The sequence below is a fragment of the Rhizobium sp. BK313 genome (genome assembly GCF_014193655.1).
Lineage (GTDB): Bacteria > Pseudomonadota > Alphaproteobacteria > Rhizobiales > Rhizobiaceae > Rhizobium.
This window is the reverse complement of the sequence record NZ_JACHZQ010000002.1, coordinates 90,095-106,380: the sequence shown is the minus strand read 5'-3', so window position 1 is coordinate 106,380 and position 16,286 is coordinate 90,095. Positions and strand designations below refer to the sequence as shown.

Sequence of the window (16,286 nt, the reverse complement as noted above, 5' to 3'; positions counted from 1 at the left end):
TTCAGAACCGAAGAGCGCTCATGCCTCAACCCTATTATCGAAAAGTTTGCGACAGAACCCGGTGTGTCGCATATCGCAAAAGCAATGCCGTCATGAGAGCGCGAAGATGACTCGCGTACAATTCTGAGATACTGTTTGTGCGCCGCACAATCTAAAAATGGGCGAGGCTGATGCTGGCAGCTGCGAAGGCAATGCAACGGGAGCCGCTCCGCGTCGACCTAGCCCTTCAGGGCGGCGGCGCCCACGGTGCCTTTTCCTGGGGTGTCCTCGACCGCCTTTTGGAGGAGCCATGGCTGCTGATCGAGGGGATTTCCGGCACTTCGGCCGGAGCCATGAACGCGGCGGTCATGGCGCACGGCTATACCGTCAACGGCGCCGCAGGCGCTCGTGAGGCGCTGGAGGCATTCTGGCGCAAGGTATCCGAGGCGGCGCGCTTCAGTCCCTTTCAACGCGGTCCGCTCGACTTCCTACTCGGTCGCTGGACGCTCGACCACTCGCCGGTTTTCATGGCGATGGACATGATGGCGCGTGTGTTCTCGCCTTACGATCTCAATCCTGCCGGCGCCAACCCGCTCCGCGCCATATTGGCAGAGACCGTCGATTTCGAGCGGCTCGCGGCCAGTCCAATCAAACTGTTCGTGACGGCAACGAATGTCCGCACCGGCCGCGGCCGTGTTTTCCGCAACGGCGGGCTGACCCCGGACGTACTGCTTGCTTCTGCATGCCTGCCGACGTTGTTTCAAGCCATTGAGATCGATGGTGAAGCCTATTGGGACGGCGGTTACGCCGGCAACCCGACGATCACGCCGCTGGTCCGCGAATGCACATTGCAGGACACCATCCTCGTGCAGATCAATCCGGTTGAACGGCCGGGCTCACCTCGGTCCGCACGCGAGATCCTCAATCGCATCAACGAAGTCTCTTTCAACGCAGTCCTTCTGAAGGAACTGAAGATGATCGCCTTGCTACGAAAGGTCGCCCAATTGGATGACGATGAGGGCGCGCGCTGGGCGTCGATGCGCATCCACAGGGTCGCGAGCGACGTCATGACTGACCTCGGCTACTCGTCAAAACTCAATGCGGAATGGGGTTTTCTGACCATGCTGCACAACGAGGGGCGCAGGTCCGCCGATGCATTTCTGAACGCCCATGGCGACGATCTCGGTCGCCGCTCGTCGCTTGATCTCGATATCTTGCTGGAAGGGGTCTGACGGGTGGGGCTTCTCGGCATACTGATTGGGCTCGGGCTGCTGGTCTGGCTCGCCTTCCGGGGCTGGAGCGTGCTGCTCCTGGCACCGCTTGGCGCTCTCGTCGCCGCGCTCTTTGCCGGCGAACCAGTGCTGGCCCACTGGACCCAGACCTTCATGAACGGTGCCGCACATTTCCTTGCGCAGTTCTTTCCGCTGTTCCTGCTCGGCGCGCTCTTCGGCAAACTGATGGAGGACAGCGGTTCAATAACCGCCATCGCCAATTTCATGATGCGGCGCCTCGGCAAGAACCACGCAATCCTCGCCGTCGTCATCGCCGGTGCGCTGATCACCTATGGCGGTGTCAGCCTCTTTGTTGCCTTCTTCGTTCTCGCGCCGATGGCGCAGGAACTGTTCCGGTCGGCGGGCATTCCGCGGCGGCTGATGCCCGCAGTGATCGTGCTTGGAACATCCACTTTCACTATGTCGGCCTTTCCAGGAACGCCATCGATACAGAATGCCATCCCGATGCCCTTCTTCGGTACGACGCCGTTTGCTGCGCCAGGACTCGGCATCATCGCTTCGGCGATCATGCTCTGCTTCGGCCTATGGTGGCTTCGTCGCATCGAGGCGGCTGCGCGCGTGTCGGGCGAAGGGTTCGGTGAGGGCATGCCCGCGACACCCGAAGATCTCGCTTCCGACGACCGGCTGCGCGAACGCGCCTCGGTCGGTAGGGAGTTCGACCCCGCCGAAATCGGGCACGGCCGGCATGCCAAAGCTTCACCACCCATCCTGCTCGCGGTGTTGCCACTCGCTGTGGTTATCCTTGTCAATCTCAGCATGTCACTGTTAATCCTGCCGTCGCTTGATCTCGGGTTTCTTTCGGAAGATCGATGGGGCGGAACCTCCCGTTCCGCGGTGAGCGGTGTGTGGGCCGTCGTCACGGCGCTGTCAGCCGCGGTCGCGACTGTCGTCGTGTTGAATTTCCGCCGATTGCCGGCGTTACGCGCGACGATGGACGCAGGCGCCAACGCGTCCGTCCTTCCGGCGGTCTCCGTCGCCAGTCTGGTAGGCTTTGGAGCGGTTGTCGCGGCAATGCCTGCCTTTGCCATTGTACGCGATTGGGTGCTCGGTATCGGTGGGGGACCGCTTGTCTCGATTGCGGTGGCCACCAATATCCTGGCGGCGCTCACCGGCTCCGCCTCGGGCGGCCTCACGATCGCCCTCGATGCGCTTGGCAGTACCTACCTGATGCGCGCGCAGGAAACAGGTCTCGACCCGGCTCTGTTGCACCGCGTCGCGGTCATCGGGGCAGGCACACTGGATAGCCTGCCCCACAATGGGGCAGTCGTTACGCTGCTTGCCGTTTGCGGGTCGACACACGGTGAAAGCTACCGCGACATCGTTGTTGTCGGAATTATTGGAGCGATCCTGGCACTGATCGCAGTCATCGTTTTGGGGACCATTCTCGGGTCATTCTGATACTTCTTCTGAACGGGAAGCCTGCGCAGGGCGCCGTTGGATTCAACGCCCAGCATGCGCTAACATTAAACGCGGATCATATCTTGGGTGCAGACCGGGGCCGCTAAGCGGTTGGCGTCAGATCGGAAATATCGATCAGCTTTGATCCGCCTCAACGCAGTCTGCACAGGAAGGCGTCACTCTAACAGGAATCTGCACGGCCATTGTCTGCAATGAAACCGGCTTGGGAGGAAATGACATGTTTAAGAAAATCCTAATTGCCACGGATGGGTCCGCTCATGCACAGAAGGCGGTCGAGATCGGTGCCGATCTTGCAGCGCGGCACGAGGCCGAGGTCCATTTGGTGCATGTGATGCTTTCCGGTGAGATCGACGACGATCTCCGACGCATGGTGGAAACAGAGCATCTCGATGATTTACATCGTCAGGACGGCGGAGACTCTCTGGCCTCTGCCCAACTCGTGCCCGGTCTTCCAGTCAGATTTTCGGCGACGGATCCAGCCTCCATTCGCGTCTTGCAGGCTCTCGGCACTGAAATTCTCAACAGAGCCAGCTCCGTCGTCAAGGCGCGCGGCGTAGAGCAAGTTTCAACACATCTCATGGAAGGCGATGCCGTCGAACAGATCGCCAAGGTAGTCCAGGAGGAGCGTCCCGACCTCGTCGTCTGTGGAGCGAGGGGCCTTTCGAGCCTGTCGCAACTAGTGCTCGGCAGTGTATCCACCAAGATTGCCCAGCTTAGCCCGGTTACCTGCGTGACTGTCCGGTAGTCGCGCGTACTGCGTTTAGGTCGCGGAGGGTTAATTTTCCTATCTGTGGTAGCCCTCCGCAGTAACTGAAGCTAATTGCTGGATTTCGAAATTTTTATATTTGATCTTGCTCAAAGACGAGGCTGGGAGAACCTGCTTCTTTTCTGCGCGTCGATGCGAAACGGAGGAACAGCAATGGACGCGCATTGGTCGACGGAGACTTCAGACTCATTTGCCTCATTTGAGAAGGCCGATTTTCAATTGACAAAGATCGACACCGGCAATTGGCGTCTTCGTATCCTGACGCAAAGAGGCAATGCCTGGCTCCGAGCCAATGGGCCTGCCATCGACAGAGATGAACTGACATTGTCGCTCCAGGCGGCAAATAGCTTCCTCGGCCGGGCACGAGTGAACGGGCTTTGCACCGAGTACATCGGTCCCTTCGGCAGAAGTCTGATGTGATGTGCTCGGACCGTGTGCGTGAGTTGCTTGGGCGCTTAGGAACCAGGGTTTATGCCGGCCAACTTGCCTCCGGCATGGATCGCCCGAGCGATACCCCGTGTCGAAGATGTCCGCGGCAGCGGATGAGAAACGGCGTGCCGACCAGAATTATAGGGTCTACGGCTTACCTAACCTTTATGTTGCCGGCGGTTCAGTGTTCCCAACCAGCGGCCACGCAAATCCCACACTAATGATCTTAGCCTTTGCAATAAGGCTGGCCGATCATCTGAATTCGGACCTGGCAAGGGTTTGAGCCTATGGCATTCCTTGTTCGAAAGCTGCCGCTTCTAGTCGAGGTCGAAACGAACGATATTCTCAGGGTCTTCGACCAGCGGATCAGGTTTTGCGAAATCGAGAAGTGCTCGAAGTTGGGCGATCTCTACACGTGAACCATGCGCCTTCACGCCGTAAGACCGGAGGGTAAGAAAGGCGCACGACAAGTTTTCCGGTGTCATCCCCAGGCGCGAAGCCAGCACACGTTTCTCCACGGGAATTTCCACCAAACCATGGCGCGCCTGGTCCATTTGCGTGCGCAAGAGCCAGTTTGCCAGCCGTTCGGCGCCGGTCCGCAATTCCTGGCTTTTAAGGTCCTTGATTGCCCGGCGATAGCTTGCTGCCAGTTCCATTACGATTGCACGCATGAAGGCTTGATCGGTCTCCATGGCTATGCGCACTTTTTCTGCGGGAATCATCAGAATGTTGGATGGTTCCAATGTTCTGGCGGATTGAAGATAGACTTGGTCATTGAGGACGGCGGCGAGGATAAAAATGCCAACTGGAGCGATGATTTCCAAGGTCGTTTCTCGCATTTAACGAGACCCCACACCGACATCTCATCCCTCAAGGCCTGATCAGCCTCGGCGGATCCAGAGGGCCAACCCCAGGCCGCCGCTGCCGCGGCGGTGGGGTCGCCAGCCTCATGCGGCCGGCAGCGCGCTGATCGGGATGTCGTCGCTCTCGTCGCCGCGCTCGAAGGCCATTTGGCCGGCGAGCTGGCGGAGTTGGTTGAAGTCGGCCGGGCCGTCGAAGGAGGTGCCGCCGAGGCGGATGGAGACGGAAAGCGGCCCGCCGTCGGCGCTGAAGGTGGCCGCGGAGACGCGCGTGCGGATGCGGGTGCCGATGTCGCGGGCGTCCCCGACCGTGGCGCCAGGCAGGAAGATGCCGAGTTCGTTGGTTGCAAGCCGCGCCACGAGATCGCCACGACGAACCGAGGACTTGATGATCGAGGCAAGCGATTGCATCACGATGTCGGCCCATTGCGGCCCGTACCGGCGGCCGATGTCGTCGAGCGTATCGACGATGACGGCGATGACGATGCCGCCGGCATCGGTGGCGGTATGCTTGCGCCGGTCGATAAAGTGCTCGACGGCCGCGGCAAAGGCGGCGCCGTTCAGCGTCTTCGTCACGCTGTCGTGGCGCGCCGCCTGGGTGACGTTTTCCTGCATCTTGCGGACGACGCTGTTGTTGAGCTGCAAGGCAAAAAGCAGCGGAAAGGCCACAAATGCGGAAATAAGTGCTGCACCGACAAATCCGACCAAAAATGGTCGATCCGGCATCAATAGGTTTAATATAAGTAAAAGACCAACGGAACCGACCACGGCGCAAAGCGCGCCGAGCGTGGCCCTCCGCAGAGCTTTGAAAATGGTGGCGGAGGGATGTCGCTGTTGTAGAATCATATCGGAATTATACCCGTTCTGTAATGCTGCGTTAGCTAAACAGAGGCCCAAAAAAACCGGCTTAAGAAATCCCGTAAAATTTGTTGCTTTGCACAGTTGTTTTCACGAATGAACTGTCTTCGAACGGATATCCGGAACCGTCGTTTGCGCTTGGTGCCCGGTTTGCGACAGAACCCCAGCGCTTCATCTCGATCCATGTCCTGGGCGTGTTTCATCTTCAGCGTGTGAATCGGCATGGGGTCACGACGCCGATAGGCACAACAAGCAATTGTTTTCGCTGCAGTGTCTGGGGTCGTTACTTGATGCTTATTTACAATTTCTTGATGGCAATGGTCTGATCGGCCGTCTACTTGTGACCCTCTACCTCTGCATGAACGGCGTTCTGCGTAAGCCTTTGCTCTACCTCAGTCTTTACCTGAAGACCCATCGGAGAGAATACTATCGATTGCTGCAAGAGGTCCGTGAGCATGGAAATTGGGAGGCTTTGCTAGACTTCTTCCTGACAGGTGTTGCCGACACTGCCAAACAAGCATTTGGAGCAGCCACTCAGATCGTTGATCTTTCAAGGAACACCGGGAGCAGACAACCGAAAGCGACAGAGCCGGATCTTCCCTTCGTATTCATGAGCTCTTCCAGCAAAATCCCTTCCATACAGCAAATCAGATCGTTCAAATGACAGGTCTGTCCGCGCCGACTGTCAACGCGGCACTCAGCGATCTAGGCCCTGTTGACAAAGTCAGATGGTGGCGGCGGCGCAGGTCACCGCCTTTGCTCGATCATGAATATCTTTTCGGGATCGATATGCCGTTTGAGCGCTGAGCCGTCGCTACGGAGGATTTGAAGTTCGCTCAAAACGCCATTCTTCTCGAATAGTAGTATTTCGACCATCGGCCCGATAACTGCCAACTGATTGTCGTCGTCAAAATATCCCGAGGCAACCAAGCGTGGGTTCATGCTGTTGGGAAGCTGGTTGCCATCGAGAGGTAGCAGTGCCAGTGATCCATATTCATCGATCACCTGGCCGACATACCCTTGAAGTTCCCATGCGGGCGATATGTCCATTCCGAACAAGAGCTTTTTGACAATACGTTTTTCGTTGTCGGTCAAACTCCGCCAATTGTCTTTCAAGGGCGTCTCCCGTTTTGCGGCCAAGTCGGCCGTCTGACGGTAACACTATTGCTGGCGAAGGCTATCTCGCTTCCTGCAATTCGCAAATCACCTGAAGCATGATTCAACACTTCCTTTTAGGAGGTCGGTTTGGCGAGAGGCGATTTGAGCGATGCGGAATGGCGGATCATCGGGGCATTGTTACCAGCAGAGCGCGGCCGGAAAGCCCGACCCGCTCTTCATAACCGGATGTTTTTGAATGGAATGCTGCACGCCTTGCGCGTCGGGTGCCCGTGGCCTGACATGCATGAGCGATATGGGAAATGGAACTCGGTCTATGTGCGATTTCGACGCTGGGCCGACCAAGGTGTATGGGATGCCTTGCTCGAGGCGCTCGTCGAGTTGGGATTGACCGATGACTGGCAGCACATGATCGACAGTACCACGGTCGAGGCCACTCTCAGGCGGCGGGCGCTAAAGGGGGACTTATAAAGAGGCTTTTGGTCGATCACGTGGCGCGTCGTAGACGGCAGGTCCAGTCTGGACCATTACGGCATTGGTTGAGACCTATTTAACCGATTTATTGCAAGACATTGTGAGAACAAAACAATGCGTGGGAGATGCCGTTTGAAAAGCGCAATTTTGGTTTTCGCTGGATTGTCGATCAGTTGTTCGACGGCAGTGGCCCAGGAACCGCAGCCCCATCCAATACTGAATAGGGAGCAGTTTCTGTCCTACGCCGCTGGCGCGGTCGTTGCAGGCATGTACTGCGGGAAACTCGAGTTAAACGCCGATTTCTTCTTGGGATACGAATACGCTACCGGAGTTTATCCGCCCCTCGATCCCAATTTCCAGCCTGAGATGGCGCGGGTTGAGAAGGACGCCAAAAGCGATCTTGATAGCTACTGTAAGTTGGCGCGACTGATGTTCTACAAGGGCAACAAACCTAAACCTTTGGCAGCCCCTCTTCTGGTCGACAAGCAGTGACAGCACCTTTCCTTGACTAGCTCTGATGGCCGCAATTAGCGTGAAGCAGCCGTGCCGTCATGACGGCAATCTTCGAAATGCCTAAAGCATCTTGGTCGAGGTGTGACCGGGACACCGTTTACGATCACGCGGCGGCTTTACGACAAAAATCCACGCCCGTGCAGACGGTCAAGGACGGCCTCTCGGCTTCATCCTGACGGGTGGCGAAGCATCGGACTACAGTGTCATTCCAGGCTTGCTGGGAATGCCGGTCGGCAAACCGAGATTGTTTCTCGACGATAAAGGCTATGATAACGACTAGCTACGCGAAGAACTGCTGATCCACGGGATCAGGCCCGTCATCCCACCGAAGGCCAACCGGAAAGACCCGCCCGCCTGTGACTTTCGGGCTTATAAGGATCGAAACCGTATCGAGCGCCTCTTTAACAAGCTCAAGCAGTTCCGGCGCATAGCCACCCGCTACCATAAAACGGCAAGGTCGTTCGCTGCTTTCCTTGCTCTGGCTGCCGTTCGCGTCTGGCTGTCATTGACCGGAACGGTCCGCAAGCCATGATGTAATCGCAGCCTCTCCGGTTCGGACATCATTGTAGGTCGAACTGATCTTACTCAACGCCGTCTCATCATCGGTGTCGATCTCGTAGAACGTGCTGTCGACAGCTCGGATCGTAACCCATTTCTTGTCTGACTGCGTCGGTCCCCAGCCGACAAACTCGCCCCAGATAACCTGCCGCGTCTTCTCGGCTAAGACTGTTAGGTCGCGGCCAGAAACTCGGGCGTCGTACTGCGCCAATTCCTCCAGTCGCTCACCGCCTTCACCTGTGGCCTCGAACCATTCGTGCCCCGGTTTGGATGACTTGACGGTCGAAACTGTCCAGTTTGCCTCTAAAGACCGAGGTGCCAAAAGCCGCAGTAGGTCTCTGAGATCAAGAGCGAGGACGTTTCGTTTCAGATCGTAAATCCTAAGCGTTGCCATGGCGTCCCCCTAACGCCAGGGATCGCACCGGCAACAGCACTTTGTCAACAAGACCTAGAGCGTTTAGGGATTGTCGAGGAAGTGACAGGCCGTAAACGTGGCCGTGTTTTCACCTATCGCAGATACATCGCTATCCTAAGCGAAGGCACTGATCCTCTACCTGTTACTTGATGAAAAGCTTCGCGGGTCGCAGGTTTGAATCCTCTCAAGAGCTGGAGTTTGCAACGATAACGTTCTGGTCAGAAAACATATTGATCGCGCGACACTGATTCGGTCGCCTCTGCTCTCCGGTGGCCGTTGTTCGCCTGGCGATTTGTTCCGATCTCCGGAGCGGCAATGGATGGTTTTTGCGGAGGGGTTGGCCATGAACTGAATGTTTCATTGGCCCAAGTGCATGAATGCTGTACGACTTCGGATTCGACTCATCAAGAGGCGCTTTTATATATTGTCATATGTCCGACTGATTGAGCGCCGCTTGGCTGACGGCGTCTATCATCGCATATTTCTCGGCGTGATAGCGTAAATACTCCGAAACGAACCTATGAGAAAGCCAAAAGGTACTCTTTCCGGGCGCACCAGCCCAGCCGACGCTGCCGATTTGCGCAGCTTGTTTGAGCAGGCGCTTTAGATGCGTGCTCGAAATCATGAATTGGCTTGATATTGCCTTGGGGGAAATTTCGCCGATCAGCACCCTGTGTTCCGATGGATTGAGGCTGGTTATCTGCGACACGAGATGGTCCATTACCATTCCGCCGGAGGTCGCGGAGTTGAACAGGCTAACGGTCACTCCCGGATGTCGAAGTATTCTGCTGTTCAGCATCCTGTTGGCAATGACTGGTTGCATCCGCCAGACAGCCTGCATATCGACGGCGACCTTCGCCATTCTTTTTCCACCATCCAGGAAGTCCAGAGAAGCGAGATGCGTGTGAACCCATTTTGCCATGTATTCTAAAGCTATTTCGGTGGGCTCGAGTAACGTGATGCGGCGATCTGGACTGGCTCGGGCAGGCCGGACGAGCTTTTGGTCCAACATCTCCTTTAGGAAGGTAGCCGCAGTATTGCGGCTAGCTATCCGGTGCTTCATGGCGAAATCCATAAAACGGCCGCTATAAAGCCCTGGCGTCGGATCGTCCGGACAGCCGAGAAATAAGGCAAAGCCCGAGTGGGCCAAAAGCCATCTTTGCTGTGACGCCATTATCGACGCTACGCTTGGGTTCCAGTGGTAGATGGGTATAAGCTCATGTGAGCTCCGCAATATGGCCGATAGAAAATTTTTGTTGCGATGAAGTTCTCTTGCCGTGAGGACCATGCGTGTTGCAATTCATTCTTTCTCGAGGCCGCTTAGCAGCATGATCAAAGCTGCTTGTATGGTATTTGTGCAAGGGGATTTATCCCATGATAATGCTCCGAAGCATAAAACGAAAATTTGAGCATCCCAATTATTCTCGCTCAATGAGATTGTCAGCAGGTGATCTGCATCATATTCGCCGAGCCTACTTGATGCTCACAGGTTAATCTGCTTAGCGAAACACTTATATTTCCGTACTTTAACTATATAAGGAAACGGTTTTCGGCGGCAGCAGACAACCCACGCGACATCCTTTGACCAGATGCAGGACTGACGCTTTACATCACTGTTGCCCACGTTTAGCCGGCCGCTCTGTTTTTGGTGACAGTCTGGGCATGAGTCAGTAAGAGTTGGGACTCTGCCTCACGGCGGACCCATAATGATGAACAAATATATTTGGCAGAGCAACGCTCAAAATTGGGGTGATCGCAAACACTACCAACATTCTTGCTTCGTCTGTGAACAGTTCAAAAATGGTCAGAAAATTGTTGGCACTAAGGCTTGCGCGCCGCGATATTAACTGTTTCAGAGAAATAGGTGCGAATCTACTTTGCTGCAGACGTGATTTCGTCTAGGTCTAATAGATGAATAAGCTTTAGAAAGTATATTCTATATTAGAAAAGCATTGTTATAGGGGAAGGTTACCATTTTGACTTATGGAAAGCGATTGATTCGGGCGATCGGGACTTCGGTAGCCATTAGTTCTTTATTGAGTGGTGCTGCTTACGCTACAACATTGCAGCAGGCAATTGACAAGACGATGAAAACCAATCCGCAGATCATGGAGGCTGCCCAGGATCGCGAGGCGACCGAGTTCGAATTGCGTCAGGCGCGGGGACTTTACCTGCCATCTGTCGATCTGGAGTCAGGTTATGGTCGTCGTAAACTGTCGGACACCACGTCCGGAGCTTTGAACTCCAGCACGGATTACCTGAATCCGGCCGATGCAAGCTTGACTATTACGCAGACGTTGTTTGACGGCGGGGACCGGAAGGCACAGAAGGACAAGCAGGCGGCTCGTGTCGATGGCGCATCCTTTCGCGTCCAGCAGCGCTCGGAAGCCTTGGCGCTTGAAGTGACCCAGAATTATCTCGAATATATGCTGCAGACGGAAATCGTCGCGGCGGCGGAAAAGAACGTCGCCTTCCATAAGCAGATGGTCGGCAACATCGAGGATAGCATCAAGGGCGGTGCCCTTACCGATGCCGACCGTTTTCAGGGCCGCGAGCGCCTGCAGGCGGCCAATGCCCGTCTTCAGGAAGCCAAGCAGGAACTGGATGCGACGAAGATCCGCTACCTTCAGGTCGTCGGCGAGCCGATCAGCAATGCGCAGCGTCCGGCCTCTGTGGCCCATTACCTGCCGAAGACCCTGGATGACGCTGTCTTTATCGCCCAAAAGAATAATCCGCAGATTTCCTCGGGTAAAGCTGACGTCAATGCGGCTGACGCCGATGTCCGCGGTTCCAGGGCTGCCTTCCTGCCGAAGTTGGATCTTGTCGGCAGCGCCCGCATTGGTGACGATGTTGACGGTAACAAGGGTAACACCAATGACGTACAGGTCGGTGTCGTCGCCAAATGGAACCTCTATCACGGCGGCATAGATACTGCCCATCAGCAGGAACTGGTCCGTCGCGCCGCCGAACAGCGTTTTGCGTTGAGTCAGACCTATCGCGAGGTCGATCAGTCTGTTCGTTCCGCCTGGAGCGAGCGCACCAATCAGGCCCAACTTGCGCGTATCTTGGACGGTCAGGAAAAGACAAACGCCCAGCTCGTGTCTTCCTATCGTGAGCAATTTAAGGTTGGTCAGCGTTCGCTGCTCGATCTGTTGGATGCCCAGAACACCCGCTTCAACACCGAGGTTTTGGCCAAGACGGCAGACGTCGCCTCGCTCTTCGCCGAATACAAGATCCTTGCCGCATCGGGCAGTTTATTGTCGACGATGAAGTTGAAGCCGGTGGATCAGGCGACTCCTTATGCCCGTGATCAGTTTGGGGTTTCGTCGAACACGGCTGATCCCGGCTATGTCAAATACGACTCGCACCAGAAGCCCGGCTTGCCGATGGATCTGCTCGAGCCGATTCGTTAATCGTCGCGATCCGGATTGGGTAATACTCCATGTTGAACGTAGCACCTGACGTGTCTGCGAGCGTATCGCTGCAGTCCTTCAAGTCGGCATTTAAAGCGGTCGCTGCGTTTTACGGCCGTCCGAGCTCGGATACGGTGCTGTTTTCGGGTGTTCCGGACGAGGTTCTGGAAGCCATGGAGCAGGACGATGTAGAGCGGCTATCGGAACGCGTCGGCCTGCAGGTGCTGAGTCACAAAGAGCGCGATTGCCGGCTGGGCAATTTTGACTGTCCCGCCATCGTCACCTTTGCAGGTGGCGGCGTGCTCCCGTTGCTCGAAATGGCAGAAAACGGCTCCTATGTCATCGACGTCGCGCCAACGGCCGGGACGTCGCTTCGCCTGACGCGGGACGAGCTTGCCGCGCTCAATCCGCAGGCAGCCTTTGCCTTCACGCTCTTCTATCAGAATGCTTCGGAAGAAGCGCGAGTCGGTCATGCGATGGAGATCGAGAAGCGTCATTGGCTGGCGACGACGCTGGTGCCCTACTGGCGCACCTATGCCCGAGTCATGCTGGCGGCGCTGTTTATCAACGTCATCGCGCTCGCCTCACCGCTCTTCACCATGAATGTCTACGACCGGGTGCTGCCGAACAAGGCGTTTCCAACGCTCTGGGTGCTGACTGTCGGCATTTCGCTGGCCTATCTCTTCGATTTCCTGCTGAAGACGGCCCGCGCGTCGCTGATAGATTATGCCGGCCGCAAGGCGGACATGCGTCTATCGCAGCTGATCTTCGACAAGATCTTGAATTCGACGCTGGCGTCCCGCCCGATGTCGACGGGCGAATATGCCAACCGGGTGACGCAATATGAATTCGTGCGCGAATTCTTCACTTCGAACACCATTGGCGTGCTGATCGACAGCCTCTTCGTCGTCATCTTCCTTATCGTCATCTATATGATCGCCGACTGGCTGGTGGTTATTCCGGCCGTCGCCTTCGTTCTGTCTGTCGTGATCGGCCTCGTGGCCCAGGCTCGGATTGGCAAGCGCATGGCGACTGCGACGAATGAAGCGTCGCGTCGCCAGTCGATGCTCGTCGAGACCATTTCGACGATAGAGACATTGAAGAGCCTGCGAGCCGAGGCGACCATGTTGCGACGCTGGCAAGAGCTGACGAAATATTCGAGCCGCACCAGCGAGGACATCAAGCACATCTCGTCCAACGCCATCAACTTGACGATGTTGTTGCAGCAGATGGTTAGCGTGTTCATCGTCGTGGCGGGCACCTATGAATTCGCCGATGGAAAAATTGCCATGGGCGCGATCGTCGCGACCGTCATGCTGGCGAGCCGTGCCGGTGCACCTTTCGGCCAAATCGCCATGACATTGGCGCGCTTCCGCCAGGCCACCATGTCGCTGCGCATTCTCGATAAGATCATGGAACAGCCCGATGACCGCCCGTCGACTGTCGGCTTCGTCAACCGGCAGATCCGCAGTGGCGGGTTCAGCTTCCAGAATGTCTCCTTCCAGTATCCGGATTCCGACCAGTCAGTCATCAATCAGCTGTCCTTCACGGTCACGCCGGGCGAGAAGATCGGGATTATCGGCCGCATCGGTTCGGGCAAGACGACGCTCGGCCGGCTGCTCGACGGACTTTTCCAGCCGGCCAGCGGCCGCGTGCTGATCGATGGCGTCGATATCCGCCAGTATCACGTGGCGGAGGTACGTGCCGCCGTGGCTGTCGCCGGTCAGTCGTCGGACCTGTTTTCCGGCACAGTGAAGGAAAACCTGCTGCTCGGCCGGGCCGATGCCAGCGACGAGGAGCTGCTGGCCGTTTCGCGTATGACGGGTGTCGAGGAATTCGTCGCCGTGCACCCGCGCGGTTTCGACATGCCGGTTGGCGAGCGCGGCTCGAACCTCTCGAATGGCCAGAAGCAGGCGTTGACCATCGCTCGCCTGCTCCTGACCCGGCCGAAGATCGTCTTCCTCGATGAGCCCTCCGGGGCGATGGATCTGGCGACCGAACGGCACCTGATCAACAAGCTGACGAATGCCTTCGGTCCGGAAACAACGCTGATGGTAGCGACCCATCGCCACAGCATGTTGGAGCTGGTCGACCGGCTGATCGTCATCGATAAGGGCCGCATCATTGCCGATGGACCGAAGCACGCCGTCATCGAGGCGATGCAGCGCAAGGCGGGGTCATGATGCGTACTCATCGTCGCAATATCCACGACAACCCCCCGTTTTTCGCCCGGCTGATCCTCGGTATCTGCGCCTTGATGATCGCCGCTTTCATCGCCTGGGCGGCCTTGGCCGACATAGACGAGATCGCACGCGGCGAGGGGAAGGTGATACCCGTATCGAAGACGCAGATCGTACAGTCGTCCGAGCCCGGCATCGTCCAGGAGATCAATGTTAATCTCGGCCAGGTCGTCCATAAGGGCGATCTTCTGGTGCAGCTCGACAATACCACGACGGAATCGACGCTTGGTGAGTCGGTGGCCAAGGCCCGCGCTCTCGGTGCCAAGGTCGAGCGCCTCGCCTTAGAGGAGGCGGGCACCTACGACGCACAATTCATCTGCCCGGCCGATATTCTGGCCACCGCCAAGGATGTCTGCGACAACGAGGAAAAGCTCTTCGAGGCGGATCGTGCCGCCTATCAGAACAAGTTCGATGTTCTCGATCAGCGTTTGAAGCAGCATCAGAACGAGCTGGACGAGGCTCATGCCAACATAGACCGACTGACGCAGAATATCGTCGGCGCCCAGAAGCAGTATGATCTGCTGAAGCCGCTCGGCGAGAAGAAGCTCGTCGCCGAAACTGAAATCCTGAAGGTCCAGCGAGACTTGGTCGACCTGCAGGGTCAGCTAAAAGTCTATGTCGAAAGTTTGGATCGCCTGCAGGCGGCCATCAAGGAGGCGACGCTGCAGGTCAACGACCTCGGGTTGCAGCTACGCCAGCAGGCATTGACCGACAAGGGGCAGGCACTGTCGGAGCTGTCGGTCGTCGACGAGACGATCCGCGGGGCATCCGACCGCGTGAAGCATACGGATATCCGTTCCCCTGTCGACGGCATCGTCAATACGCTGGAGGTCAATACGATCGGCGCCTATGTCGACGCCGGCAAGGTCATCGCCGGAGTCGTGCCGACAGCCGACAATCTGCTGATCGAGGCGAAGATTTCACCGCGCGACGTTGCCTTCGTGCGCGTCGGCCAGCCGGCGGTCATCAAGATCTCGGCCTACGACTTCTCGATCTTCGGCGCGCTGGACGGTACGGTTGTCAACGTCTCCGCCGACAGCCTTGTCGATAAGGACAAGAACGAGACCTACTACGTCGTGCGCATCAAAACCGACAAGTCGGAGCTGGAGCGCGACGGCAAGCGCAATCCGATCATCCCCGGCATGGTAGCTTCGGCCGAGATTATCACCGGCCGCAAAGCGATCCTCGCTTATCTGATGAAGCCAATCAACAAGGCGCGCTCCGAAGCGCTGACGGAACGGTGAGGGCGGCTATGCGCAAAGGGGCCGGAAAGGAGGAAGTCACGACGATGGTCCGCAGCGAAGCCTTGCCGTCTGTCGATGGTGACGAACTGGAGCCGCGTTTCCGCGCCGTGACTGGCGGCGGCGAGCGTCGCGGCATTCGCCTAGAGCGGATCTATTGGGACAGCCTCGGACGGATGTCCGAAGCTGGCGGCATCAGCATCGGCGACCTCGTCTACCACACCGCGGCCGACATGCCGGAAACCGGCAACCTCGCCTCGCTGTTGCGCGTGTTGAGCTTCAAATGGGCGCTGAGCCGTCTGGACGCCATCGAGGATGTGGCGTCGCTGACCAATCTCAACGCAGTCCTTCAGGCATCGCCGACGCCGGCGGTGGTGTTGACGCAGGAGCGCGGGATCAAGCTCTTCAACGATGCCTTCCTGAAGATGCTGCGCCATCGCCTGCCGCTGATTGATGATGTCCAGCAGACGGCGCGCACTCTGCGCTTTTCTATCGACACCCAGGTCGAGGAAGTGCTCTCCGTCCTATCGGCCAATCGTGGCAAGACGCTGAACACTGGCTTCAAGATCGGCCTCGGTTCGCAATCGCTGACGGGCCAGATCAACTTGGCGCTGGCGCCGACGCATGAGGCGCCGATGCTGATCGGCTATATTTCCGTCTATTGAGAATGTCGTCGCTATCGCTGTGTGCGACGTTCGTCCCCGAAAGTCGAA

The 16,286-nt window shown here is 57.1% G+C and carries 17 protein-coding genes and 1 pseudogene; 13 read left to right on the top strand and 5 right to left on the bottom strand.

From position 1 onward, the window contains the following. Window positions 1-170: 170 nt before the first annotated feature. From FHT86_RS12885 to FHT86_RS12865, 5 genes are all read left to right on the top strand, one after another. The gene (locus FHT86_RS12885; RefSeq protein ID WP_133707214.1) at window positions 171-1,211 is read left to right on the top strand and encodes a patatin-like phospholipase family protein; all 1,041 of its coding nucleotides are present in this window, start codon (window positions 171-173) and stop codon (window positions 1,209-1,211) included. Window positions 1,212-1,214: 3 nt separating this feature from the next. Continuing rightward, window positions 1,215-2,669 (top strand): GntP family permease, encoded by a 1,455-nt coding sequence (locus FHT86_RS12880; protein ID WP_133707213.1) that lies wholly within the window; start codon window positions 1,215-1,217, stop codon window positions 2,667-2,669. Between the two features lie 238 nt (window positions 2,670-2,907). After that, entirely contained in the window at window positions 2,908-3,435 is a 528-nt protein-coding gene (locus FHT86_RS12875) for a universal stress protein (protein WP_133707212.1), read from the top strand. A gap of 75 nt (window positions 3,436-3,510) precedes the next feature. Then, window positions 3,511-3,876: a hypothetical protein gene (locus FHT86_RS12870; RefSeq protein WP_133707211.1), complete on the top strand. Its 366-nt coding sequence runs from the start codon at window positions 3,511-3,513 to the stop codon at window positions 3,874-3,876. A gap of 106 nt (window positions 3,877-3,982) precedes the next feature. Further along, window positions 3,983-4,168, top strand: coding sequence for a GMC oxidoreductase (locus FHT86_RS12865; RefSeq protein ID WP_133707847.1), 186 nt, complete (start codon window positions 3,983-3,985; stop codon window positions 4,166-4,168). Window positions 4,169-4,202: 34 nt separating this feature from the next. Here FHT86_RS12865 and FHT86_RS12860 read toward each other — a convergent pair whose 3' ends face one another. Together FHT86_RS12860 and FHT86_RS12855 are read right to left on the bottom strand one after the other, a co-directional pair. Further along, window positions 4,203-4,709, bottom strand: coding sequence for a helix-turn-helix domain-containing protein (locus tag FHT86_RS12860; protein WP_246779495.1), 507 nt, complete (start codon window positions 4,707-4,709; stop codon window positions 4,203-4,205). A 123-nt stretch (window positions 4,710-4,832) separates the two neighbouring features. Beyond that, window positions 4,833-5,453 carry a GGDEF domain-containing protein gene (locus tag FHT86_RS12855; RefSeq protein WP_246779494.1) on the bottom strand — a complete coding sequence of 207 codons (621 nt, stop codon included), beginning with the start codon at window positions 5,451-5,453 and terminating at the stop codon, window positions 4,833-4,835. A 451-nt stretch (window positions 5,454-5,904) separates the two neighbouring features. On the opposite strand from FHT86_RS12855, the pseudogene FHT86_RS12850 reads away from it, so the two are divergent. Beyond that, window positions 5,905-6,350 (top strand): annotated as a pseudogene (locus tag FHT86_RS12850) (Fic family protein); the annotation flags it as partial. Here FHT86_RS12850 and FHT86_RS12845 read toward each other — a convergent pair. Further along, window positions 6,351-6,719, bottom strand: coding sequence for a hypothetical protein (locus FHT86_RS12845; RefSeq protein WP_133707208.1), 369 nt, complete (start codon window positions 6,717-6,719; stop codon window positions 6,351-6,353). It abuts the pseudogene before it with no gap. A 144-nt stretch (window positions 6,720-6,863) separates the two neighbouring features. Here FHT86_RS12845 and FHT86_RS12840 point away from each other — a divergent pair, with 144 nt between their 5' ends. From FHT86_RS12840 to FHT86_RS37980, 3 genes are all read left to right on the top strand, one after another. Further along, window positions 6,864-7,190, top strand: a complete 327-nt coding sequence (locus tag FHT86_RS12840; protein WP_246779493.1) for a transposase — start codon at window positions 6,864-6,866, stop codon at window positions 7,188-7,190. Window positions 7,191-7,325: 135 nt separating this feature from the next. Beyond that, window positions 7,326-7,685, top strand: a complete 360-nt coding sequence (locus tag FHT86_RS12835) for a hypothetical protein (RefSeq protein ID WP_246779492.1) — start codon at window positions 7,326-7,328, stop codon at window positions 7,683-7,685. A 313-nt stretch (window positions 7,686-7,998) separates the two neighbouring features. Continuing rightward, on the top strand, window positions 7,999-8,238 hold the full coding sequence (locus FHT86_RS37980; RefSeq protein ID WP_312862361.1) for a transposase: 240 nt from the start codon (window positions 7,999-8,001) through the stop codon (window positions 8,236-8,238). Here the strand turns inward: FHT86_RS37980 and FHT86_RS12825 are convergent. Next, window positions 8,209-8,658, bottom strand: coding sequence for a hypothetical protein (locus FHT86_RS12825; protein ID WP_133707206.1), 450 nt, complete (start codon window positions 8,656-8,658; stop codon window positions 8,209-8,211). The genes FHT86_RS37980 and FHT86_RS12825 overlap by 30 nt on opposite strands. 448 nt (window positions 8,659-9,106) lie before the next feature. Next, a complete protein-coding gene (locus tag FHT86_RS12820; protein WP_312862308.1) occupies window positions 9,107-9,853 on the bottom strand; it encodes a hypothetical protein in 747 nt (248 codons plus the stop codon). A gap of 802 nt (window positions 9,854-10,655) precedes the next feature. Between FHT86_RS12820 and FHT86_RS12815 the strand changes: the two genes are divergently transcribed. The 4 genes from FHT86_RS12815 to FHT86_RS12800 are packed head-to-tail and all read left to right on the top strand — an operon-like array spanning window position 10,656 to window position 16,238. Beyond that, window positions 10,656-12,092, top strand: a complete 1,437-nt coding sequence (locus FHT86_RS12815; RefSeq protein ID WP_183868796.1) for a TolC family outer membrane protein — start codon at window positions 10,656-10,658, stop codon at window positions 12,090-12,092. 29 nt (window positions 12,093-12,121) lie between these two features. Next, the gene (locus FHT86_RS12810; protein ID WP_133707203.1) at window positions 12,122-14,275 is read left to right on the top strand and encodes a type I secretion system permease/ATPase; all 2,154 of its coding nucleotides are present in this window, start codon (window positions 12,122-12,124) and stop codon (window positions 14,273-14,275) included. Beyond that, window positions 14,272-15,576 carry an HlyD family type I secretion periplasmic adaptor subunit gene (locus FHT86_RS12805; protein WP_133707202.1) on the top strand — a complete coding sequence of 435 codons (1,305 nt, stop codon included), beginning with the start codon at window positions 14,272-14,274 and terminating at the stop codon, window positions 15,574-15,576. Before FHT86_RS12810 ends, FHT86_RS12805 begins: the two co-directional genes overlap by 4 nt. Window positions 15,577-15,620: 44 nt before the next feature. Beyond that, on the top strand, window positions 15,621-16,238 hold the full coding sequence (locus FHT86_RS12800; RefSeq protein ID WP_246779490.1) for a ribbon-helix-helix domain-containing protein: 618 nt from the start codon (window positions 15,621-15,623) through the stop codon (window positions 16,236-16,238). Window positions 16,239-16,286: the final 48 nt, after the last annotated feature.